Annotated in this window: 18 protein-coding genes; 7 read left to right on the plus strand and 11 right to left on the minus strand. The window is 72.1% G+C overall.

Going from position 1 to position 21,166, the window contains the following annotated elements; all coding sequences use genetic code 11:
- Positions 1-24: 24 nt before the first annotated feature.
- Genes AC24HA_RS01285 through AC24HA_RS01295 form a run of 3 tightly spaced genes read right to left on the minus strand, consistent with a single transcriptional unit; the run spans position 25 to position 3,607 of the window.
- Entirely contained in the window at positions 25-729 is a 705-nt protein-coding gene (locus AC24HA_RS01285) for a sulfite exporter TauE/SafE family protein (protein ID WP_425707293.1), read from the minus strand.
- Positions 726-2,132, minus strand: coding sequence for an amidohydrolase family protein (locus tag AC24HA_RS01290; RefSeq protein ID WP_425707292.1), 1,407 nt, complete (start codon positions 2,130-2,132; stop codon positions 726-728). Before AC24HA_RS01290 ends, AC24HA_RS01285 begins: the two co-directional genes overlap by 4 nt.
- A complete protein-coding gene (locus AC24HA_RS01295; protein WP_425707291.1) occupies positions 2,129-3,607 on the minus strand; it encodes a uracil-xanthine permease family protein in 1,479 nt (492 codons plus the stop codon). The genes AC24HA_RS01290 and AC24HA_RS01295 overlap by 4 nt, the downstream gene beginning before the upstream one ends.
- A 424-nt stretch (positions 3,608-4,031) precedes the next feature.
- Here AC24HA_RS01295 and AC24HA_RS01300 point away from each other — a divergent pair, with 424 nt between their 5' ends.
- Positions 4,032-4,724 (plus strand): VldE C-terminal domain-containing protein, encoded by a 693-nt coding sequence (locus AC24HA_RS01300; protein ID WP_425707290.1) that lies wholly within the window; start codon positions 4,032-4,034, stop codon positions 4,722-4,724.
- Between the two features lie 36 nt (positions 4,725-4,760).
- Here the strand turns inward: AC24HA_RS01300 and AC24HA_RS01305 are convergent, their stop codons facing one another.
- The 5 genes from AC24HA_RS01305 to AC24HA_RS01325 form a co-directional block, all read right to left on the minus strand.
- Entirely contained in the window at positions 4,761-6,578 is a 1,818-nt protein-coding gene (locus AC24HA_RS01305) for an L-lactate permease (protein ID WP_487563564.1), read from the minus strand.
- Positions 6,579-6,759: 181 nt separating this feature from the next.
- On the minus strand, positions 6,760-8,196 hold the full coding sequence (gene glcF, locus AC24HA_RS01310) for a glycolate oxidase subunit GlcF (protein ID WP_487563599.1): 1,437 nt from the start codon (positions 8,194-8,196) through the stop codon (positions 6,760-6,762).
- A gap of 26 nt (positions 8,197-8,222) precedes the next feature.
- Complete coding sequence (locus AC24HA_RS01315) at positions 8,223-9,503, minus strand: FAD-binding oxidoreductase (protein WP_425707287.1); 1,281 nt, start codon at positions 9,501-9,503, stop codon at positions 8,223-8,225.
- Positions 9,503-11,026 carry an FAD-linked oxidase C-terminal domain-containing protein gene (locus AC24HA_RS01320; RefSeq protein ID WP_425707286.1) on the minus strand — a complete coding sequence of 508 codons (1,524 nt, stop codon included), beginning with the start codon at positions 11,024-11,026 and terminating at the stop codon, positions 9,503-9,505. The genes AC24HA_RS01315 and AC24HA_RS01320 overlap by 1 nt, the downstream gene beginning before the upstream one ends.
- A gap of 156 nt (positions 11,027-11,182) precedes the next feature.
- The gene (locus tag AC24HA_RS01325; protein WP_425707285.1) at positions 11,183-12,214 is read right to left on the minus strand and encodes a GNAT family N-acetyltransferase; all 1,032 of its coding nucleotides are present in this window, start codon (positions 12,212-12,214) and stop codon (positions 11,183-11,185) included.
- Positions 12,215-12,309: 95 nt separating this feature from the next.
- Here AC24HA_RS01325 and AC24HA_RS01330 point away from each other — a divergent pair, with 95 nt between their 5' ends.
- Both AC24HA_RS01330 and AC24HA_RS01335 read left to right on the plus strand, forming a co-directional pair.
- Positions 12,310-12,543 carry a YlcI/YnfO family protein gene (locus tag AC24HA_RS01330; RefSeq protein WP_425707284.1) on the plus strand — a complete coding sequence of 78 codons (234 nt, stop codon included), beginning with the start codon at positions 12,310-12,312 and terminating at the stop codon, positions 12,541-12,543.
- Positions 12,544-12,622: 79 nt separating this feature from the next.
- Positions 12,623-12,859 (plus strand): type II toxin-antitoxin system PemK/MazF family toxin, encoded by a 237-nt coding sequence (locus tag AC24HA_RS01335; RefSeq protein ID WP_487563565.1) that lies wholly within the window; start codon positions 12,623-12,625, stop codon positions 12,857-12,859.
- A gap of 11 nt (positions 12,860-12,870) precedes the next feature.
- Here the strand turns inward: AC24HA_RS01335 and AC24HA_RS01340 are convergent, their stop codons facing one another.
- A complete protein-coding gene (locus AC24HA_RS01340; protein WP_425707282.1) occupies positions 12,871-13,614 on the minus strand; it encodes a TetR/AcrR family transcriptional regulator in 744 nt (247 codons plus the stop codon).
- A gap of 91 nt (positions 13,615-13,705) precedes the next feature.
- Here AC24HA_RS01340 and AC24HA_RS01345 point away from each other — a divergent pair, with 91 nt between their 5' ends.
- Positions 13,706-14,662, plus strand: coding sequence for an ATP-binding cassette domain-containing protein (locus AC24HA_RS01345; protein WP_425707281.1), 957 nt, complete (start codon positions 13,706-13,708; stop codon positions 14,660-14,662).
- Positions 14,659-15,537 carry an ABC transporter permease gene (locus AC24HA_RS01350; RefSeq protein WP_425707280.1) on the plus strand — a complete coding sequence of 293 codons (879 nt, stop codon included), beginning with the start codon at positions 14,659-14,661 and terminating at the stop codon, positions 15,535-15,537. The genes AC24HA_RS01345 and AC24HA_RS01350 overlap by 4 nt, the downstream gene beginning before the upstream one ends.
- Positions 15,538-15,553: 16 nt before the next feature.
- Here AC24HA_RS01350 and AC24HA_RS01355 read toward each other — a convergent pair whose 3' ends face one another.
- Positions 15,554-16,501 (minus strand): mechanosensitive ion channel family protein, encoded by a 948-nt coding sequence (locus tag AC24HA_RS01355; RefSeq protein ID WP_425707279.1) that lies wholly within the window; start codon positions 16,499-16,501, stop codon positions 15,554-15,556.
- Positions 16,502-16,633: 132 nt separating this feature from the next.
- The gene (gene dnaB / locus AC24HA_RS01360) at positions 16,634-17,989 is read right to left on the minus strand and encodes a replicative DNA helicase (RefSeq protein WP_487563566.1); all 1,356 of its coding nucleotides are present in this window, start codon (positions 17,987-17,989) and stop codon (positions 16,634-16,636) included.
- Between the two features lie 435 nt (positions 17,990-18,424).
- On the opposite strand from dnaB, the gene AC24HA_RS01365 reads away from it, so the two are divergent.
- A complete protein-coding gene (locus tag AC24HA_RS01365; protein ID WP_425707277.1) occupies positions 18,425-19,786 on the plus strand; it encodes an MATE family efflux transporter in 1,362 nt (453 codons plus the stop codon).
- A gap of 146 nt (positions 19,787-19,932) precedes the next feature.
- On the plus strand, positions 19,933-21,072 hold the full coding sequence (locus AC24HA_RS01370) for an MFS transporter (RefSeq protein WP_425707276.1): 1,140 nt from the start codon (positions 19,933-19,935) through the stop codon (positions 21,070-21,072).
- Positions 21,073-21,166 lie beyond the last annotated feature (94 nt).

Below are 21,166 nucleotides of genomic sequence, written 5' to 3' on the forward strand. Positions count from 1 at the left end.
TCCGTCACCGTGCTGGTGACGCGGCTAGAGGAGGACGACGATCCCCGAGATGATGGCGAATCCCAGCACCAGCATCCGCAGGAGGGGGCCGTCGAGGCGGTGGTGCACCCACCGGCTGACGAACGCACCGACGACGACGAACGGCACGAGCACGGCGCTCAGGCCCAGGGTGCGAAGCTCGATCTGCCCGCTCACGCCGAGGACCACCAGCGAGATCACCTCGCCCACGAGGAAGCAGACCGCCACGGTCGCCCGGAGGGTCGGGCCGCTCTTGTGCTGGTAGGCCAGCGCGAGCGGCGGGCCACCCACGCCGGTGGAGGTCTCGGTGACGCCGGTGATGAGCCCGACGACCACGAGGCCCGTCCGGTTGGGGTCGAACGCGGGCGCGAGCAGCGCCGCGACGGCCGCGATGATCGTCGACCAGCCGATGAGCAGCGCGAGCTGGTCGAGGTTCACCAGGATCAGGATCCAGAGCCCGGCGAAGGTGCCGGCGAACCGGCCCACGCTGATCCAGCGGACCCCCCGCCAGTCCAGGTGCTCCCGCTCGCGCCACGCGACGTACCCGTTGAGGGGCAGCATGAGCACGAGCAGGAGCACCGGCAGCAGCCGGGGGTCGATCAGGGTGACCACGGGCGCGGCGATGAGCGCGAACCCCATCCCCGTCGAGCCCTGGACGAACGCCGCGACCAGGACGGTCACGGCGACCAGCGCGAAGGCCGCCTCGGTCATGCGTGCACGCCGCGGAGGCGTTCCCGGTGCTCGGCGGAGAACGGGTGGACCATGTGGATGGGGGCGTCCTCGACGGCCCGGTGCGCGATCGCGCGCGCCCGGTCCAGCAGCGCGTCGCCGTCGAGGTCCACCGGACGGCCCGCCGACAGGCGGAGCCGGCCACCGACCACCACGGACTCGATCTGGTCCTTGCCGGCGAGCCGGACGAGCTCCCACGGCAGGTCCCAGGAGGGCACGAGCTCGGGGACGTCGACGTCGAGGACCAGGAGGTCCGCGTGGGCCCCCGGGCCGATCGTGCCGACCTCGCCACCGAGTCCGACGGCGTCCGCCCCACCGGTCAGGCCCTGCTCCAGCCACGGCCAGCCGCCGCCGACCGAGGAGTCGCCGGACGCCAGGCCGTAGGTGAGGCGCTGGGCGGTCTCGGCCGCGTCCAGCAGCCGGAACGCGTCCCCGCGGGTGCCGTCGGTGCCCAGGCCGAGCCGCACGCCGAGCTCGTGCATGAGCAGCGCCTGCGCCACCGCGTTGCCCTTCCACGAGCTGGCCACCGGGTTGTAGGAGACCGCACCGCCGCTGTCGCGCAGCAGTGTGATCTCCCGTGGTGTGAGCAGGGTGGCATGCGCGGCCAGGAGCTCGGGCCCGAGCGCGTCGAGCTGGGCGAGCCGCTCCAGCGGGCGCAGCCCCGTGGCCTCCAACGACCGCTCGACGGCAGCGAGGTGCTCGTTGAGATGGGTCTGGAAAGTCACGCCCGCACGGCGGGCGAGCGAGGTGACGGCCCCGAGCATCTCGTCCGAGGCGACCTCCGGCAGCGACACCGCCAGGGACGGGTGCACGAGCGCGTCCTCCGACCATCGGTCGAGGTGCCGCTCGGCGGACGCCAGGACGTCGTCGACCTCGGCGACGCGTTCTCCGGCGACCATGTCGTTGCAGATGACGCCGAGGACGCACCGCACCCCGAGCGCGGTCGTGGCGGCGGCGAGGGTGTCCACCCCGCCGTCGACGGTGGCCCGCGTGCCGGCGTCGGCGACGGTGGTGAACCCGCCGCGCAGCGACTCCCACGCGGCGAGCCGGGTGGCGACGTCGATGGCCTCCTCGTCCAGGTGCGCCTCCATCGGGACCCAGACGCGGCGGAAGATCTCCGACGGCTCGCCGAACACGAGCGACTTGCCGAACGACTGGGTGAGGTGGTGGTGCGCGTCGACGAAGCCGGGCATGAGCAGCCGCCGGGGCAGCTCGATCGTCGCCGCCTCCGGGTGGCGGAGCCGCATCTCGTCGGCCGGTCCGACGTCGGACACCCGACCGTCGTCGACGAGCACCGCGCGGTCGGTGCGCACCCCCTCGGGCAGCAGCGTCAGCTCGGGGATCAGCAGCGTGGGGCGCTCGTGCAGAGCGGCGAGGTCGCTCATCGTTCTCCTTCACGGTTCTCGGCGCTCGGGCGCCGGCGCTCGAGGGTTTCGTCGTCGTGCGACCGGGCGTCGACGGTGGCCCCGACCGACCGGTCGGCGTCAGCCTCTGCCCCGATGGCCCCGCCGTCGTCCTCCGAGTCGTCGGCGGGCGCAGCGGCGTCCGTGGAACGGCGTCCGATGTGGTTGAACAGGATGTTCACGAGCACCGCGACCAGGGCGCCCATGGCGACCCCGCTCGAGAGGATGCTTCCGAGGGTGGACTGGAGGCCGTCGTAGGCGCCGGGCACCACGATCGGGAGCAGGCCGAAGCTCAGGCCCGCGGCGACGACGAGCATGTTCCGCTGGTCGCCCAGGTCGGAGCGGCCCAGCATCTGCAGGCCGATGACGGTGAGGATCGCGAACACGACGACGCCGGTCCCGCCGACCACGGGGGCCGGGATCGCGTAGATGATCCGGGCGACCGGGGTGATCAGTCCGATGACGATGAGGATGACACCCGCCGCCGCCGTGACGAAGCGGCTCTTGACGTTGCTCACCCGCACGATGCCGATGTTCTCGCCGCTCGTCACCATGAGCGAGGTGCCGAACATGCCGGCGAAGAGCGAGACGAGCGCGTCGGCGCGGATGGTGCGGGGTGCCGCCCTGGTGATGTCGATCCTCTTGCCGACGATCTCCGCGTTGATCGCGGTCTGGCCGGTGGCCTCCGCCATCGAGGCGAGGCAGAAGATCAGCAGCGGGATCGAGGCGAGGATGTCGAACTGCGGCGTGCCGAACGGGAACAGCTCGGGCACCGTGGCGACCGGTCCCGACAGGTCGGGGACGTCCACCCGTCCGAGCAGCGCCGCGATGCCGGTCGCCGCGACCAGGCCGATCATCACCGCGAGCTGGCGCACCATGCCGCGCAGCACCCGGAAGAGCAGGACGATGAGGACCATCGTCATGATGCCGAGCGCGACGCCGACCGGATCGCCGAAGGTCTCCTCCTCGGGACGTCCCGTCACGAGCAGCACGTTGATGCGGATGAGGTTGACGCCGACGACGACGATCATCGTGCCGATCACCAGGGACGGGAAGAACTTGATGATGCGGCTGAACACCGGTAGCACGATGAAGTAGAAGACCGCGGTGAGCAGCACCGCTCCGGACGCCGTCGCCGGGCCGTGCTCGGAGGCGATGGCGATGAACATGACCACCGGCGCGCCGCCGGGAAGCATCATGAACGGCAGCCGCACGCCGATGCCCCAGCGCCCCATCGACTGGATGATCGAGCCGATCCCCGAGAAGACGAACGTGATGCTGAGCAGCTGGACGATGAGGTCCGGCTCGAGCTGGAGACTCGCTCCCACGAGGAAGACGGACGAGATGGGCGCGGCCGACATCACGAGCACGTGCTGCAGGCCGAACGGGACGATCTTGCGGACGGGCGGGATCTCGTCGACGGGGTGCGGTCGACGTTCGTCGGTCGATGTGGTCATGCGGTTCTCCTTCGGACCGGACCTGATGGACATTCCCAAATCGATTCGGGCCTGAATCGATTTGGGAAGGGTATTGGCTCGCCGCGGCGTCGTCAACAGCCCAGGTGGCAGGGGGCGTCGCGAGTGTCGGCCGGCCGACGGGGTGTCGCCCCGACCCACCGAGGTCGTGCCCTGGCTGGCGAGGTCGTGCGTGCGAGGCACAACCTCGCCAGGCGCGGCACGTCGTCGCCACGCAGGGACGCGCTGGGGGGTGGTCGATCACCGATCAAGGCTGCCGACCCGTGCTTGACTCGTGGGCGTGACCGATGCGCCGTCAGGCCGAGCAGCGCGGCGCCACCACTCCGGGGCGCGGACCCGACGGAACGGCCGAGGCGCAATCGGGCGCCGGCGCTGGGCCACCTGGGCCGTGGTGGTGCTCCTCGCGGTGGCTCTCGTCGTCGTCGGGCCTCGGGTCGTCGAGCTCGTGCGCGAGGAGGGGCTGCCCGTCCCGGGGAGCGAGCCCGAGTGCGAGGTGGCCGGCCCGGACGGTCCGGTCGGGCTCACGCGCGACCAGGCGCGACGGGCGACGACGGCGGTCGCCGCCGACACCCGGGACGGCTCGGCGGTCACGGCGCCCGACACCTCCGACGTCGACGACGCCGTGCTGCGCGTGCTGGCGGACGGCCCGCCGGAGGGCGCCGGACCGAGCCTGTCCTGCCGCGGTTCCGCCGCGGACGACCTGGCTGAGGAGCAGATCACCGGCTCCGGCCTCACCCCGCGGGCGCAGGCGGTGCTCGAGCAGATGACGGTGGTGTTCGGCGATCAGGTCCTCGGCGGGTTCGCACCCGGTGGCGTGCAGCGCGCGGGCGAGTCGACGCACAACGACGGGCGGGCGATCGACATCTTCTACCAGCCCGTCACCGAGGAGAACCGACGTCGTGGCTGGCTGCTGGCGCACTGGCTCGTCGCCCACGAGGACACCCTCGACATCCAGTACGTGATCTTCGACGACCGCATCTGGAGCGCGCACAGCCGGAGCGGTCGGTGGCAGCCCTACGACGCGCCCGAGCCGGGCGGCGAGATCCTGCGGCACCTCGACCACGTGCACGTCGACGTCCTGCGCGGCGGGAGCCCCTGACCTGGTCCGCCTCGGTCGAGCCCGCAGCGGCGGCCGTCACCGTCCGGCCGGCAGGAGCTGCTTGTTCGGGACGTCGGGCATCGTCGAGATCCGCCAGATGCCGACCGCGAGCGCGACGATGACGAGCACGCACACGATCGTGCCGACGTTGAGGCCGACCCCGAAGATCCACATGTAGGCGATCGATCCCGCGGCCAGGCAGTAGTAGGTCATCGGGATGATCGTCTTGCGGATGAGGTCGCCCTCCCGGCCCAGCAGGCCCACGGTGGCCGCCGCTGCGACGACGTTGTGCACCGTGACCATGTTGCCCGCGGCGCCGCCCACGGCCTGGGCGGCGACGACCGTCTCCGGACCGTTCGCGCCGATGTTCTCGCCGGTCGAGTACTGGAACAGGGAGAACATCAGGTTCGACACCGTGTTCGAGCCGGCGGCGAAGGCACCGAGCGCGCCGATGAACGGAGCGAGGACCGGCCAGCCCTCTCCGGTCGCGTTCGCCGCCACCTCGGCGAGCGTGATCGGCATGGACTCCAGTCCCGCCTGGTTGAACTCGCTGCCGGAGTTGATGAAGATGCGCACGAGCGGCAGCGCGCAGAGCAGTGCGACGGCGGCAGCGGCGATCTGCCCGCCCGCCACCTTCCACGACGCCGCGATCTGGTGGACGTTCATCCTGTGCAGGACGTAGGTGATGAGCACCGCGAGCAGGAACACGGCGCCGGGCGAGTACAGCAGGTCCATGTTCTGGGAGATCCCGGTGCCGAAGATGTCGTTGACCTGGAGGACCGCCGGTCCGGTGAGGAACTCCGTGATCGCCGGCACGTTGCGGGTGACGAGCAGGACCGCGGCCACGACGACGTACGGCATCCAGGCCATGGCGATCGGCATCTTCTTCTTCAGCACGGTGGCCCCGGCCTCCGGGTCCACGGTGCCGATCCACCGGTCGCTCCAGCGCTCCTTCGGCGGGAAGTCCCACGTGTCCGTGGGCATGAGGAAGCCCTTCGACGACGTGAACATCACGACGGCGAGCCCGACGAAGCCACCGATCATGGCCGGGAACTCGGGGCCGAGCAGGTAGGCGACGGCGAGGTACGGCAGGATCATGGCGAGCGCGGCGTAGAGGGCGAACGGCGCGACCGCCAGCCCCGCCCGGAAGCTGCGCTTCTCCCCGAAGAACCCGGTCATCAGGCAGACCAGGAACAGCGGGACGAGGACACCGACGATCGCGTGGATCGTGGCCACCTGGGTCGCCGTGTGGGCGACGAACTCCGAGTGACTCATGCCGAGCTCGTCCGCGCGTCCCGCGACCGCCGGGACGAAGCTCCCGTCCGTGCCTGACAGGCCATTGCCGATCCCCACGAGCATCGGGGTGCCGACCGCGCCGAAGCTGACCGGCGTGGACTGGATGATCAGGCCCGCCATGACCGCCGCCATCGCCGGGAAGCCCAGCGCGAGCAGCAGCGGCGCGACGACCGCCGCCGGCGTGCCGAAGCCGGCGGCACCCTCGATGAAGGACCCGAACAGCCAGGCGATGATGACCACCTGGACACGCCGGTCGGCGCTGATGGTGGTGAAGCCCGCGCGGATCGAGTGCAGCGCCCCGCTCTTGGTGATCGTCTCGAGCAGCAGCAGCGCGCCGAACACGATCCACAGCAGGCCGATGGCGACGAGGAGGCCCTGGACGACGGACGCGCCGATCGTGGTCCACGACATCTCCCACACGGCGGCGGCGATGACGACGATGACGACGAGTCCGACCGGCATCGCGTACTTCGCCGGCCAGCGCAGGCCGACGAGCAGGACACCGATGACGAGGATGGGAAGGATGGCGAAGAGAGCGAGTACGACGAGGTTGTCCATCTGGACCTCCGGGCTCGGCACCGTTGCCGATTCGTGGGATGTCGAGGGGTGAAGCTCTGTATCCAGTTGCCGGTCGTGCGGACAACCTAACGCCTCGCGCCTCGTCGAGCGGACATTTCGACCGACGACGTCGCGTCGATGCCGACCGGCCGGCCGTCAGGGACCGGCGCGCCGCCTCGCGTCAGCCGCCGCAGCCGCCGGTTTTTCCGCAGGCGCAGCCGCCGGCCCGTTCGGGGGTGTCGGGGGCGCGCACGGTCGTCGGCGCCTCGTCGACGAGGGTGCCGACGTCCTTGCCGAGCAGGGAGGCATCGAGGACCTGGATCATGTGCGCGGTCGACATGTGCTTGCCCTGGCGGGACAGGGCGTCGGTGATCTGCAGCAGGCAGCCGGGGTTGGAGGTCACGAGCAGCTCGGCCTCGGTCGCCGCCACGTTCGTCGCCTTCTTGTCCCCCAGCTCGCGCGCCGGTTCGGGGTTGACGAGGTTGTAGATTCCCGCGGAGCCGCAGCACAGGTCGCCGTCGGCGATCTCCTTGATCGTCACGCCGGGGATGTCGCCCAGCAGCCGGCGGGGCTGGGACCGCACCTTCTGCGCGTGCGAGAGGTGGCAGGCGTCGTGGTAGGCGATCGTCATCGGCAGGGGGTGCCGGGGCGCGACGGGGCCGAGCTCGACGAGGATCTCGGAGACGTCCCGGACCTTCTCCGAGAACTCCCGGGCGCGGTCGGCGTAGTCGGGGTCGTCGGCCAGCAGGTGGGCGTACTCCTTCATGGTGGACCCGCAGCCGGCGGAGTTGACGATGATCCGCTCGACGCCGGCCTCGCTGAAGGTGTCGATGAGTCGGCGCGCGTAGGTCAGGCCCTCGGCCTCGCGGCCGGCGTGCACGGACAGGGCGCCGCAGCAGCCCTGGGACGGCGGCGTGACGACGTCGCAGCCCTCCATGTTGAGCACGCGCACCGTGGCGGCGTTGACGCCGGGGTAGAACTCGCGCTGGACGCAGCCGAGCAGCAGGCCCACCGTCATCCGGCGCTCGCTCCTGGCGGGCATGTGGGCGGGGATGCGCACCCGGCGCCCGATCGGCGGGGCGACGGCCTCCATCGTGGCCAGGGTCGGGGAGATCTTCTCCAGGACCTTCGAGCCGCGCACGAGCCTGCTCAGCCCGCTCCTCTGGTACAGCGCGAGGGGTCCGCGGACGAGTCGCAGGCGCTCGGGCCGGGGGAACAGCGCGAAGATGCCCTGCCGCAGGGCGCGCTGCGCCACGGTCCGGTGCTGCCTGCCGCGCCGTTCGACCTGCTGGCGGGTGGCCTCGATGAGCTTGTCGTACTGGACGCCCGACGGGCAGGCGGTCACGCACGCCATGCAGCCCAGGCAGGCGTCCATGTGCTGGACCATGGCCGGGCTCATCGGCTGGTCCTCCAGGCCCTGCTGCATGAGGTAGATGCGCCCGCGCGGGGAGTCCATCTCCTCGCCCCACAGCTCGTAGGTGGGGCAGGCGGGCAGGCAGAAGCCGCAGTGCACGCAGTCGTCGATGAGCTCGCGCGAGGGCGGGTGGTGGTCGTCGAAGGCCGCCAGGCCCAGGACGTCGGTCTGCGCGTGGCCCGACCGGGCCGCCGTGTCCGTCATGTCGAGCCGGTGCATGTCCGTGCTCATCAGATTCCTCCCACGAAGCGTCCGGGCGCGAGGTTCCGGCCCGGGTCCAGGCGTTCCTTGATGCTGCGCATGAGCTCGATCCCGCCGACCGGTCCCCACGCGTCGAGGCCCTCGCGGATCGCGGCCGGTGCGCGCAGGACGACGACGGTGCCCTCCCGCGGGTCGGGGGCCGCGGCCCGCAGCCGATCGACGGTGCCGGCCACGTCCGCGCCGTCGATACCGACGTCCAGCACGCCCGCCGCCGAGCCGCGCACGGCGACGCCGGTCCCGTGCGCCTGCTCCGCCGCGCGGGCCGCGAGCAGCACCTCGCGCACCCCGACCAGGGTCGCGGTGGCCCGCGCGCTCACCGCGCCGTCGGGCGCACGGTCCCACCACGCGGGCTCCTCGGCGAGGCGACCACCGATCAGGTCGGCGACCTCGGCGGCCCGGGCGGCGACGCCGTCGGTCCCACCCTCGAGCAGCACGGCGAGGGTCGCCTCGTCGCTGCCGGCCGGGCGGTCGATCTCGACGGCGGCGGGGGCCACCTGGGAGCCGAGCACCGCCCGGGCGAGGTCGGCGACCTCGTCGAGCGCGCCGCTGCGCACGACGAAGCGCCGGTCGACCGGGACGGGGTGCAGCCGGAACGCCGCCCGCACGATGATCCCCAGGGTGCCGTAGGAGCCCGTCATCAGCTTGGCCAGGTCGTAGCCGGCGACGTTCTTGACGACCTTGCCGCCCGAGGCGGCAACGGTCCCGTCCGCCAGGACCACGGTCGTGCCGAGCACGAGGTCGCGCAGCGCGTGGCGCAGGACCCGCCGCGGACCCGACGCGCCCGTCGCGAGGGCGCCGCCGACGGTCGACCCACCCTCGAACCGCTCCCGCCCGACCTCGGCCACGAGCTCCTGGCCGGCGCCGGTCAGCTGCGCCTGCAGGTCGCGCAGCCGCAGCCCGGCCTCGGCGACGACGACGAGGTCGCCGGCCCCGTGCTCGACCAGCCGGTCCAGCCCGGTGGTGTCGAGGACGACGTCGACACGCTCGGGGGGCGCCGCCCGGTCGAGCGCGGTCGCGCCGCCGCGCGCGACGGTGACGAGCCCCTGGCCGGTGGCCTCCCGGACCACACGGGAGACGCCGTCGATCGACGTCGGCCGGGCGACGACGGCCGCCGGCACACCGTCGACGACGTCGCCCGGGCCCGCCTCGCGGACCTCGCCCTCGCCGCCGAGGCTCCTGGCCAGGGCCGCGAGATCGGGGCCGCCCGGCCTTGCCGGTCCACCGCGCGTGGCCGCACCCGTCGCCGACATCAGAACACCTCCGCCAGGCCGGCCTCCTGGAGCGGGTGCGCCCCCTGGTGCCGGCCCGGCCGCTCGCCGCACAGGCGCGGGGTCGGGAAGATCTTTCCGGGGTTGGAGATGTTCTCGGGGTCGAACGCGCACCGCACCGCCTGCATCGTGTCGAGGTCGGCGGCGGTGAACATCCGCGGCATGTGCTTCGCCTTGTCGGACCCGACGCCGTGCTCGCCGGTGATCGACCCGCCGCCCTCGATGCACAGGTCGAGGATCCCGCCGGCCACCTCCTCGGCGCGCTCGGCGGCACCCTCCTCGGCGTCGTCGAAGAGGACGAGCGGGTGCAGGTTGCCGTCGCCCGCGTGGAACACGTTGGCCACCCGCACGCCCTTCTCCTCGGACAGGTCGGCGATCCGGCGCAGCACGTCGGGCAGTGCGGTCCTCGGGATGACGCCGTCCTGAACGATGTAGTCCGGGCTGATCCGACCGACGGCCGCGAACGCAGACTTGCGGCCCTTCCAGATGAGGGCGCGCTCGACGTCGTCCGCCGCCAGCCGCGTCTCGAACGACCCGTTCGCGTCGCAGTGGTGCAGCACCTCGGCCAGCTCTCCTGCGACGTCGGCCGACGAGCCGTCGACCTCGATGACCAGCACCGCCCCCGCGCCGTCGGGATAGCCGCAGGCGACCGCCTCCTCCGCCGCCTCGATGGCGAGCGCGTCCATCATCTCGATGGCCGCCGGGATCACGCCGGCAGCGATGATCGCCGAGGTCGCGGCCCCCGCGTCGTCGACCGACCGGAACCCTGCGAGGACGGTCTGGACCTCCTGCGGCAGCCGGGTGAGGCGCACCGTCACCTCGGTGACGATGCCGAGCGTGCCCTCCGAGCCGACGAGGGCGCCCAGCAGGTCGTAGCCCGGAGGGTCGGGGGCCTTCCCGCCGATCTCGACCCGCTCACCGCCCGGGGTGACGAGGTCGACGCCGGTGACGTGGTTGACGGTGAAGCCGTACTTCAGGCAGTGCGCGCCGCCCGAGTTCTCGGCGACGTTGCCTCCGATCGAGCAGATCGTCTGGCTCGAGGGGTCCGGCGCGAAGTAGTAGCCGTCGGGCGTCGCCGCACGGGACAGGGCGAGGTTGATGACGCCCGGGTCGACCACCGCGCGCTGGTTCGCGGCATCGATCTCCTTGATGCTGCGCATCTGGGACATGACGACGAGGACGCCCTCCGCGTGCGGGAGCGCACCGCCCGACAGACCCGTACCCGAGCCGCGTGCGACGAACGGGACCCGGTGGGCGGCGCACACGCGGACGGCCCGCGCGACGTCGTCCGCATCGCGTGCGAGCACGACGAGACCCGGCACCGTCCGGTACTGGGCCAGACCATCGCACTCGTAGGTCTGAAGACGCTGCCGGTCGGTGATGATCCGATCGACGTCGAACGTGCGGGCGAGCTCGGCCGTGACGCGGCCGAGCGGGCTGGTCGAGCTCCGGTCGGCGGGCGCGGTGGGGCCGTCCGGGGCGACGGCGGTGTCGGTGGACGTCATGGCGGCAGCCTCCTCGGTGACGTCGGCGTCGTGACGAGCGTGCTGTGGGGATGTCCACACCGAGCGTACCGGTCGGAGGTGGACGGGGCACCGACAGAGCCTCTGCCAGGGCGTCGACAAGGGCGTCGCGACGATCCCGAGCGACCAGCGCCTCCCCTACAGCGACAGCCGGGCCACGGCCTCGCCGTCGTCGTACGCGCCGGTGAGCACGAAGCCCATCCCCAGGTAGAACGGCTCGGGGCCGCCCGGGGCCTGGACCCAGCTGGTCTCGACCGCCGAGTGGCCGGCGGCGCGCAGGTCCGCGGTCCACAGCTCCAGCGCACGTCGGCCGATGCCCCGCCCCTGGTGCCGCCGGTCGACGAGGAACCGCCAGAGGTACGGATCCGGTGTGCCGGCGTTGACGGCGTCCGCCCACATGAGGAAGCCGGCCGGCTCGCCGTCGGCCTCGATGCCCCGCAGCACGGGGACGACGGGGTGGCCGTCCTCGGGCTCGGGGAACAGCGCGTCCGTGTAGGAATGGTCGACGCTCGCGACGAACAGCTCCTGCGACCGGTGCGAGCGCAGCCGCCGGTAGGCCCAGGCGTTCTCGTGGTCCAGCTCGACGAGCCGGACCTCCTGCGGCGCGCTGCGCGGGCGGTCGCGCCAGGCACGGCGTTCGTCGGCGGTCATCGCGTAGCGGAGGTTGTCGTCCCACGTCCCCCGCCACCGGTAGGACTTCTCCGCGAGGAGCTCGAAGGTCATGCCGAGGCGCTCGAGGAGTCGTGCGGAGGCGCGGTTGTCCGGCGAGAGCTCGGCGACGACACGGTGCACGCCGAGGCGGTCGACGAGGTCGTCGACGACCGCGGAGGCCGCCTCGAGGGCGTATCCCTGGCCCTGGTGCGCGGCCGCGAGCGTGAAGCCGATCTCGGCGATGCCCGAGTGGTCGTCGAGGCCGACGTACAGGTCGCCGACCAGCCGGCCGTCGGCCTCGACGGCCAGCTGGGTGCCGGTGCCCGGCACGACGTCGTCCCGGTCCGCGTGGGCGGCGGCGAGCCGTTCGGCGCGCTCGCGGGGGTAGGGCAGGTCCCAGTCCTGCAGGGCGTTGACGGCCGGGTCGTTGCGGTACTCCGTGAGCACGTCGACGTCCTCGCCGTTCACCATGCGCACGGTCAGCCGGTCGGTGGTCAGGGGGTAGGGGCTCGTGCTCACCTGCTGATCGTGGCCTCGGCGGAGGGCGGACGCCAGCGATTTCAGGTCCGACCGACTGAATCCCGATCCGGGATTCAGTTTGGTACTGTTGTCGCGTGAGCACGCAGATCACACTTCGACTTCCCGACAGTCTCGTGACATTCCTCGACGACGTCGTCGGTCAGGGTGCTGCCACCAGCCGCGCCGAGGTCGTGACCTCGGCGCTCGAGCGCGAGCTGCGGCATCGCCTCGCCGAGAGGGACGCACAGATCCTGCGCGACCAGGGCGCGGGCGACGATCTCGACGCGCTGGTCGAGTGGAGCGTCGTGCACCACTCGGCCCAGGACTGACGTGCGGGAGATCTGCCTCGTTCGGCTCGACAAGACTCGGCCGGCGGTCGTACTCACGCGCCCGGCCGCCCGGACCGCGATGACCAAGGTGACGATCGCTCCGATCACCACGACCGCCAAGGGTCTGTCCAGCGAAGTACCGCTCGGCCCGGAGAACGGCCTGGATCACCCCTGCGTCGCCGCGATCGACAACGTGACCACCGTGCCCACGGCACACCTGGGGCGCACGATCGGCTTCGTGACACCGGCGCAGGAGGAGCAGCTGGTCAGGGCGATCGTCCTGGCCTACGACCTCGAGGTCCCGCTACCGCGCTGAGCCGTGTCGGCTCAGCGAGCCTTGCGGCCACGGGCGACCTCGGCGTCGATCCCGTCCAGCAGGAACTGCAGGCCGAGCTCGAAGGAGTCGGCCCAGCCGGCATCGAAGACGTCCCAGTCCAGAGCGGCCATCGCGGGGTAGCTCCCCGACTCCATGGCACGGGTCAGCACCGGGATCTGGTTGTCCCAGAACTCGTCCTCCGTCATGCCGCTCTCCTCGGCGGCGCGCTCGTAGAGGATCTCCTCGCGGACCGAGCCGACGACGTAGGCGTCGAGCAGGGAGACCACCATCATCATCTTCTGATCGCCGAAGGGCAGGTCGGTCAGGCCCGCGACCGTCTCCTCCATCTGGGAGACGCTGCCGGGACCGAGCACCGGGCGCGACCAGTTGACCTGGAGGAGCCACCGGTGGCTGAGGTACATTTCCCTGCCGCGTCGCGCGACCGAGGTCAGCGTGGCGCGCCAGTCGCCGTCCGGGTCGACGCGGCCGAGCTGGGCACCGCTGACGTGGTCGAGCATGAGGTTGAGGAGCTCGGCCTTGCTGGGCACGTACCGGTAGAGCGACATCGTGCCCATCCCGAGCTCCGTGGCGAGCCGGCGCATGGAGAGTGCGTCGATGCCCTCCGAGTCGGCGATCCCGATGCCCGCGGTGACGATCTGGTCGAGGGTCAGCGTGGGTCTCGGACCCTTCGTCGCGGGCGGCAGGCCCTCCCAGAGCAGCTGATGACTGCGCGCGAGCGGGTTCTCCTCGGACATCTCCACCCCTTGCACCGAAAGCTGTTGTGTTCTGCGGACAGCGTACGCTATCGTCCTGCGTGCAATGTACTCAGAACGCCTGGGAGCGACGATGAACGAGTCAGGATTCGCGGTCCGCACCGTGGGCCTCAGCAAGCGCTACGGGCAGAAGGTGGCCCTGGACGGGGTGGATCTCGCCGTGCTGCGCGGCTCCGTCCACGGCCTGCTCGGCCCGAACGGTGCGGGCAAGACGACGACGGTCCGCATCCTCGCGACGCTCACCCGGGCCGACGCCGGCCAGGCGTCCGTGGCCGGGCACGACGTGCGCAGCCGTCCGCGCGAGGTCCGCGCGAGCATCGGGCTGGTCGGCCAGCAGACCGCTGTCGACGACATCCTCAGCGCCCGGCAGAACCTCACCATCTTCGGCAGGCTGTTCCGGCTGGAGAAGGCGGCGGCGCGTCGTCGGGCGGACGAGCTGCTAGAGCTCTTCGGGCTGCAGGACGCCGCGAAGCGCTCACCCAAGACCTTCTCGGGAGGCATGCGGCGACGGCTGGACCTGGCCGCGAGCATGATCCTCGCCCCGAAGGTGCTCTTCCTCGACGAGCCGACGACCGGCCTGGACCCCGCCGGGCGGCGCGAGGTCTGGCAGGCGGTGCGCGACCTCGCCTCCCGGGGCACCACGGTGCTGCTGACGACCCACTACCTCGACGAGGCCGACAAGCTCTGCGACCGGATCAGCGTGATCGACCAGGGGCGGAACTTCGTCGACGACACACCGGCCGGGCTCAAGCGGCGCATGGGCGACGAGCGGCTCGAGGTCGCCGCGGCCGACCCCGACACGATGTCGCGCGTCGCCGAGGTCGTCCGCCGGGTCACCGACGCCGAGGTGACGGTGACCGACGGCAGCGTCAGCGCCCCCGTCACGGCGGGCGTCCGCGCCCTGACCGCGGTGGCGGCCGAGATCGACCGGCTCGGCCTGGAGATCGACGACATCGGGCTGCGCCGGCCCACGCTCGACGAGGCATTCCTGCACCTGACCGCCCGGACCACCACGGAGGCCGCCTCATGAGCACCACCGACCGGGCCGCGACCGGCCCGTCCGTCCCCACCGCACCGGTCCACTCGAGCGACCCCCTGTCCCGCCTGAGGTGGGCGGTCAAGGACTGCTGGACGATCGTCGTGCAGGAGCTCACCCACCTGGTGCGCCAGCCGTCCACGTTCGCCTGGCAGCTCGGCATGCCCGTGGTGATGGTGCTGATGTTCGTCTACGTCTTCGGTTCGGCCATGGACGTCACCGGGCAGGGCGCCGGCGAGGGCTACATCGACTACGCCATGCCCGGGATGTTCGCGATGACCATGGCCTTCGGGTTCATGAACACGGCCTTCGCCGTGACGCTCAACAAGGAGAAGGGGTTCATGGACCGCTTCCGGTCCATGCCGATGTCCCCGTCGGCGGTGGTGACCGGACGCGGGGTCTCCGACCTCATCCAGGCGGCCGTCGACCTCGCCACCATCGCTGTCCTCGCGCTGATCATCGGGTGGCGGGCCGCCGGGACCGTGGGTGAGGCCCTGTTCGCGTTCGCGCTGCTGCTCTGGCTGCGGCTGGCCCTCATCTTCGTCGGCGTCTACCTGGGCCTGCGGATCAAGAACACCGAGGTGGCCGGTTCGCTGTTCGCCGTCGCCTTCCCGGTGGGGTTCATCTCCTCGGTGTTCACCCCGCCGGAGATGATGCCGGGCTGGCTCGGTGCGGTCGCGGCGTGGAACCCGGTGTCCTCGACTGCGAGCGCGATCCGCGAGCTGTTCGCGACCCCCGGCGCCGGCACGGGCGAGGCGAGCTACTGGATCGACGGGCACGCGATCGGTGGCGCGATCCTCTGGCCGATCGTCATCATGGCGATCTTCGTCCCGCTCGCGGTGCGGGAGTTCCGCAACCTCAGCAGGTAGCGGGCAGGCCACGCGCTCAGCCCTGCTTGGTCGCTCCGACCTCGGCCTGCGGGAACATCGGTACCGCGACCTGGATCCCCTCGGCGTCGAATCGGCCCTTGAGGTGCGCGCGGGCGGCGCGGCCGACGGCCCACTGCGAGCCGGGCCGGGTCCTGATGATCATGCGCATCGTCACGGCGCCGTTCCCGATGCCGGTCACACCGCTCACCTCGGGCTTGTCGAGGATCTCGGTGGCGAGCTCCGGGTCCGCGGCGAACTCCTCCAGGCCGCTCTCGATCACCTGCTTCGCCCTGGCCAGGTCGACCGAGTAGTCCAGCGGAATCTCGATCACCGCGTTGGCCCAGTCCTGGTTCATGTTGGCGACCCGCCGGATCTCACCGTTGCGCACGTACCAGAGGTTGCCGTCGAGGTCGCGGATCTTCGTGATCCTCATCGTCATCTCCTCGACCGTGCCGACCGCGTCACCGACGTCGACCACGTCGCCCACGCCGATCTGGTCCTCCGACATCATGAACAGGCCGGCGATGAAGTCCTGCACGAGGCTCTGCGCGCCGAAGCCGATAGCCAGACCCAGCACGCCGGCGCTGGCCAGGACCGGGCCGAGATTGATCCCGAACTCGCCCAGGATCATCATGAACGCCACGCCGAAGATGACGAACGAGGCGATGCTGCGCAGCACCGAGCCGATCGTCTGCGCCCGCTGCTCCTGGCGGCGCACGCGAGCGGCCTCGTCGGGGATCGACTTGGTGACCTTGCGCCGGGCGTTGGACGCGGCCCGGTCCAGCTGTTGCCGCGACTGGACGATCCTCTGGGCGAGCCGGAGGATCACCCGCCCCAGGACTGCGCGCGCGATGATCGCCACCAGGACGATGATGACGACGTTGATCAGGCTGGAGATCAGCTCCCCGGTGTTCGAGGCGAACCACTCGCCGATCACGCCGGCCTGCGCGGGTACGTCTGTCACGGGTCGACCCCTCCGTTCTCCAGGTCACGGGGCCCGCATCTCGAGCCCGCCGGATGCCGAGAACCATCGTCTCAGCGGCCGATCCGGATCGCGATGCGCGGCCGCCGGGCACCGCTGTGAGAAATCCGGCCCTCAGCGCCCCATGTCGACGAATCGCGAGTAGTGCCCCTGGAACGCCACCGTCACCGTGCCGGTGGGTCCGTTCCTCTGCTTGGCGATGATGATGTCCGCCTCGCCGGCCCGCGGGTGCTCCTTCTCGTAGGCGTCCTCGCGGTGCAGCAGCATGACGACGTCGGCGTCCTGCTCGAGCGAGCCCGACTCGCGCAGGTCGGACATCATCGGCTTCTTGTCGCCGCGCTGCTCGGGACCACGGTTGAGCTGGGCGACGGCGATGACCGGCACCTCGAGCTCCTTCGCGAGCAGCTTGAGGGCACGGGAGAACTCCGAGACCTCCTGCTGGCGCGACTCCACGCGCTTGCCCGAGCTCATGAGCTGGAGGTAGTCCACGGCGATGAGCTTGAGGTCGTGGTTCTGCTTGAGCCGCCGGCACTTCGCCCGGATCTCCATGAGCGACATGTTGGGGCTGTCGTCGACGAACAGCGGGGCCCCCGACGACCGGCTCGCCGCCCCCGCGACCCGCTCCCACTCGTCCTGCCGCATCGAGCCCTCGCGCATGTGCTTGAGGGAGACCCCGGCCTCCGCGGACAGCAGTCGCATGGTGATCTCGGTGCGCCCCATCTCGAGGCTGAAGATCACCGAGGCATGGTTATGGCGGATCGACGCGGTGCGGCAGATGTCGAGCGCGAGCGTGGACTTGCCGATGGCGGGACGCGCCGCGATGATGACCATCTGCCCCGGGTGCAGACCGTTCGTCAGGCTGTCGAGGTCCGCGAAGCCGGTCGGGACGGCGCCGTCGTCGCCGGTCTTGGACTCGATGCGCTGCAGCTCGGTGAGGGTGGGGTCCACCAGCTCGCGCAGCGGCCGGTAGTCCTCCGCGTTGCGCTGGTCGGCGACGGCGTACACCTCGGCCTGGGCGGAGTTGACGATCTCCTCGACGTCGCCGCCGTCGGTCGCGTAGCCGAGCTGCACGATGCGGGTGCCGGCCTGGACGAGCCGGCGCAGGACGGCCTGCTCGCGCACGATGCGCGCGTAGTAGCCGGCGTTCGCCGCCGTCGGGACCGACGAGACGAGGGTGTGCAGGTAGGGCGCGCCGCCGACGCGGGCCATCTCCCCGCGCCGGGTGAGCTCGGCGGCGACCGTCACCGGGTCGGCGGGCTCGCCGCGACCGAACAGGTCGATGACCGCCTCGTAGACGAGGGCGTGGGCGGGCTTGTAGAAGTCGACGCCGCGGACCTCCTCGACCACGTCCGCGATCGCGTCCTTGCTCAGCAGCATGCCGCCGAGCACCGACTGCTCGGCGGCCACGTCCTGCGGAGGGGTCCGGTCGAAGTCGGCCCGCGAAACGCCCGGATCCTCTGCCACGCTCACTCCTGTTCGGTGCCCGCACGCACGTCGGGCCAGGCGACGGTACGGCCGTCCCGCCCCGGTGCCAAACCCCCACTGTGCACGAAGGCGCCGACACCCGTGGACGCCCTGTGGACCAACACCGTGAGGGTGTGCACAGATGTGGACAAAGGTGTGGGTAGGAAGCCGGTCGGATGCGCACCGGGCCTACGACGACGTCGGAGGACGCCCCACAGGGTGTGGACGAAGATTGCTGGGCGTGTCGTGTGGACTCCCGCCGGGGCGGCCATGTCGCGTCCCGCTCTCCCCGGGGGGTCATCGCGCCGACCCGACCCTCGGGCGGTCCCCGCGCCGACCCGTTCCTCGGGCTGTGGTCGCCCCTCGGGCCGTGGTCGCCCACTCCCGGGCCCCGGCCTACCGTGACCCCGGTACCGGCCGACAAGCACCTGAGGAGGAGAGATGTCCACGGACCCGGGTGCCGACGTCGGGCCGGAGCTCTCGCCCCGTGAGGTCGACCGGCAGATCCTGCGTCTCGCGGTGCCCGCGCTCGGCGCGCTCGTCGCCGAGCCGCTGCTGCTCATCATCGACTCCGCGATGGTCGGCCACCTGGGGACGTCCTCGCTCGCGGGGCTCGCGATCGCCCAGGCCGTGCTGACGACGATCGTCGGGGTGTGCGTCTTCCTCGCCTATGCGACGACGGCCGCGACCGCCCGGCTCGTGGGCGCCGGCCAGCGGGCGCGCGGCATCCGGGCGGGCGTCGACGGCATGTGGCTCGCCGTCGGCCTCGGGCTCCTGCTCGCCGTGGCCCTCCTGCTCGGCGGGCCCTGGCTCGTGGGCGCCCTGGGCGGGAGCGGCGAGGTCGCCGACGAGGCGGTGACCTACCTACGGGCATCCGCCTTCGGGCTGCCCGGGATGCTCGTCGTACTTGCGGCGACCGGGACGCTGCGCGGCCTGCTCGACACGCGCACGCCTCTGTACGTCGCCGGCGGTGGTGCCGCAGCCAACGCCGTGCTCAACGCGATCCTCATCTACGGCCTGGGCCTGGGGATCCTCGGCTCCGGGCTCGGCACGGCGATCGCGCAGATCGGCATGGGTGCGGTGCTCGCCGGCGTCGTCGTCCGTGGGGCACGCCGGTACAAGGTCTCGCTCGCCCCCTCCGGTCTCGGGGTCCTCGCCTCCGCCCGCGCGGGCCTCCCGCTGTTCGTGCGCACCCTCTCGCTGCGCGCGGCGATCCTCGTGACGGTCGCCGTGGCCACGGCGCTCGGCCCCGCCCGGCTCGCGGCCTACCAGGTGACGAGCTCGATCTGGTCGCTGTGCGCGTTCGCGCTCGACGCCGTCGCGATCGCCGCGCAGGCCCTGGTCGGTCAGGGGCTCGGCAGGGGCGACCCCGGCGCCGTCCGGCGCCTCGTCGGGCGGTGCCTGCGCTGGGGGATCCTCGGCGGGCTGGTCCTCGGCGTCGCGGTCGCCGCCGGCTCACCGCTGCTGGTCCGGATCTTCACGTCCGACCCCGAGGTGCGGTCGGCCGCCGTGTGGTGCCTCGTCGTCGTCGGGGTCCTCATGGCGCTGGCCGGCCTGGTCTACGTCCTCGACGGGATCCTCATGGGCGCCGGCGACGGGCCGTTCCTCGCCGTGTCCGGCGTCATCACGCTCGTCGTCTATCTCCCCGCGGCATGGGCGGTCGCCGAGCTCGGGCCCGGCGGCACCTGGGGCCTGGTGTGGCTGTGGATCGCGTTCGCCGGCGTCTTCATGGGGGCGCGCGCCGTGACGACCTACGTGCGCTCGCGCGGCACGCGGTGGATGGTGCTCGGGGAGGGGCGCTGAGCCCGGCACGACGACGCGGAGCGGAGGGGGACTCGTCCGGTACCGCCCGCTCCACCGCTGCCGCCCGGTCCGCCGGTACCGGCCGGTCCGCCGCTTCCGCCCGGCCCTCCGTGCCACCCGCCGCAGGACTGGGGCACCCTGGCCCTATGTCCCTCGCACCCCGCATCAGGATCGAGCGCCCCGACCTGCGCGCGGTCCTCCTCGTGGCGATCGCGTCGGCCTGCGGCTTCGGCACCTTCTACGGCCTGTACACCTCGGCCCCGGTCGCCCTCGCCGGCGGCAGCGTCTCCGCGGGCACCCGTACCGCCGTGTTCATGGTCTGCGTCGTCGCGGTCCAGCCGCTCGTCACGATCTTCGGTCGGTGGCTGCGGGTGCGTTCGCGGTCGGTCGGGGGCGGCCTGGCGGCGATGGCGGTGGGCTTCGCCGTGCTCCCGTTCGCCGACGGCTGGCCGGGTCTCGTGCTCACGGGGCTCGGGTTCGGGGTCTTCGTCGTCACGAGCGCGGCCTGGACGCGTGAGCTGGCCGACGCGAGCACGGCCGGACGTGCGCTGGGGATCTACGGCCTGGCGTCGGCGATCGGCGGGACGCTCGCCGCCCCGGGGGCTCTCGCGCTGGCGAACAGCGTCGGGGTCGTCGGCGTCGCGATCGCCGGTGCCGTGGTCACGGCCCTCGGGCTCATCCCCGTCGCCGCGGCCCGGCGCGTCGGCGAGCGCGGCCACGCCGGCCTGACCGACGCCCCCACGGACCACGTCCCCACGGTGGCCCGGTCCGGCAGCGCCCAGACCGCGGCCACGGGCCCCGACGGCGCGGGGAGCTCGGGGAGCGCGATGGTCGCCGTCGCCGCACCGACCATCCTCGTCCATACCCTCGCGGTGATCGCGTACGGGCTCATGCTCACGTCCGCCGGCGCGCTCTCCGACTCGGACGCGGGATCGGTCGCGCTCGTGGCGGCGTTCAGCGTCCAGGGTGCCGTGGCCCTCGGGCGGCCGGTCGCGGGGTGGCTCGCGGACCGCTGGTCCGGCCCCGGCACGATGCTCGTCGCGTCGGTCGTGGTCGCTCTCGCGCTGACGTGGGCGGTGGTCGACGACGACCCGCTCCGGTTCGTCGTCGCCGCCACGGCCGTCGGCGCGGCGTCGGGCGCCGTGCAGACCGCGGCGCTGACCGTGATGATGCGCCGGGCGGTCACGCAGGGCCAGGCGGAACGCGTGAGCATGGCCTGGAACGTCGCGTTCGACGTCGCGCTCGGTCTGGCCGCCGCGCTGGCCACCCGGCTCGCCCTCGTCTGAGGCTCGGGTCCTGCCGATCCCACACCTGCCGGCCGAACCCACACGATCCCTGCCGATCCCACACCCGCCGGGGGCAGGTTCGGCGAACACACTG

The organism is Georgenia sp. Z1491 (genome assembly GCF_057652395.1).

What these genes read in the sequence shown, in the direction of transcription:
- AC24HA_RS01285 (WP_425707293.1), bottom strand. Translation starts at nt 729, where the DNA reads ATGACCGAGGCGGCCTTCGCGCTGGTCGCCGTGACCGTCCTGGTCGCG.
- AC24HA_RS01290 (WP_425707292.1), bottom strand. Translation starts at nt 2,132, where the DNA reads ATGAGCGACCTCGCCGCTCTGCACGAGCGCCCCACGCTGCTGATCCCC.
- AC24HA_RS01295 (WP_425707291.1), bottom strand. Translation starts at nt 3,607, where the DNA reads ATGACCACATCGACCGACGAACGTCGACCGCACCCCGTCGACGAGATC.
- AC24HA_RS01305 (WP_487563564.1), bottom strand. Translation starts at nt 6,578, where the DNA reads ATGGACAACCTCGTCGTACTCGCTCTCTTCGCCATCCTTCCCATCCTC.
- glcF (WP_487563599.1), bottom strand. Translation starts at nt 8,196, where the DNA reads ATGACGGACACGGCGGCCCGGTCGGGCCACGCGCAGACCGACGTCCTG.
- AC24HA_RS01315 (WP_425707287.1), bottom strand. Translation starts at nt 9,503, where the DNA reads ATGTCGGCGACGGGTGCGGCCACGCGCGGTGGACCGGCAAGGCCGGGC.
- AC24HA_RS01320 (WP_425707286.1), bottom strand. Translation starts at nt 11,026, where the DNA reads ATGACGTCCACCGACACCGCCGTCGCCCCGGACGGCCCCACCGCGCCC.
- AC24HA_RS01335 (WP_487563565.1), top strand. Translation starts at nt 12,623, where the DNA reads ATGACCAAGGTGACGATCGCTCCGATCACCACGACCGCCAAGGGTCTG.
- AC24HA_RS01340 (WP_425707282.1), bottom strand. Translation starts at nt 13,614, where the DNA reads ATGTCCGAGGAGAACCCGCTCGCGCGCAGTCATCAGCTGCTCTGGGAG.
- AC24HA_RS01345 (WP_425707281.1), top strand. Translation starts at nt 13,706, where the DNA reads ATGAACGAGTCAGGATTCGCGGTCCGCACCGTGGGCCTCAGCAAGCGC.
- AC24HA_RS01350 (WP_425707280.1), top strand. Translation starts at nt 14,659, where the DNA reads ATGAGCACCACCGACCGGGCCGCGACCGGCCCGTCCGTCCCCACCGCA.
- AC24HA_RS01365 (WP_425707277.1), top strand. Translation starts at nt 18,425, where the DNA reads ATGTCCACGGACCCGGGTGCCGACGTCGGGCCGGAGCTCTCGCCCCGT.
- AC24HA_RS01370 (WP_425707276.1), top strand. Translation starts at nt 19,933, where the DNA reads ATGTCCCTCGCACCCCGCATCAGGATCGAGCGCCCCGACCTGCGCGCG.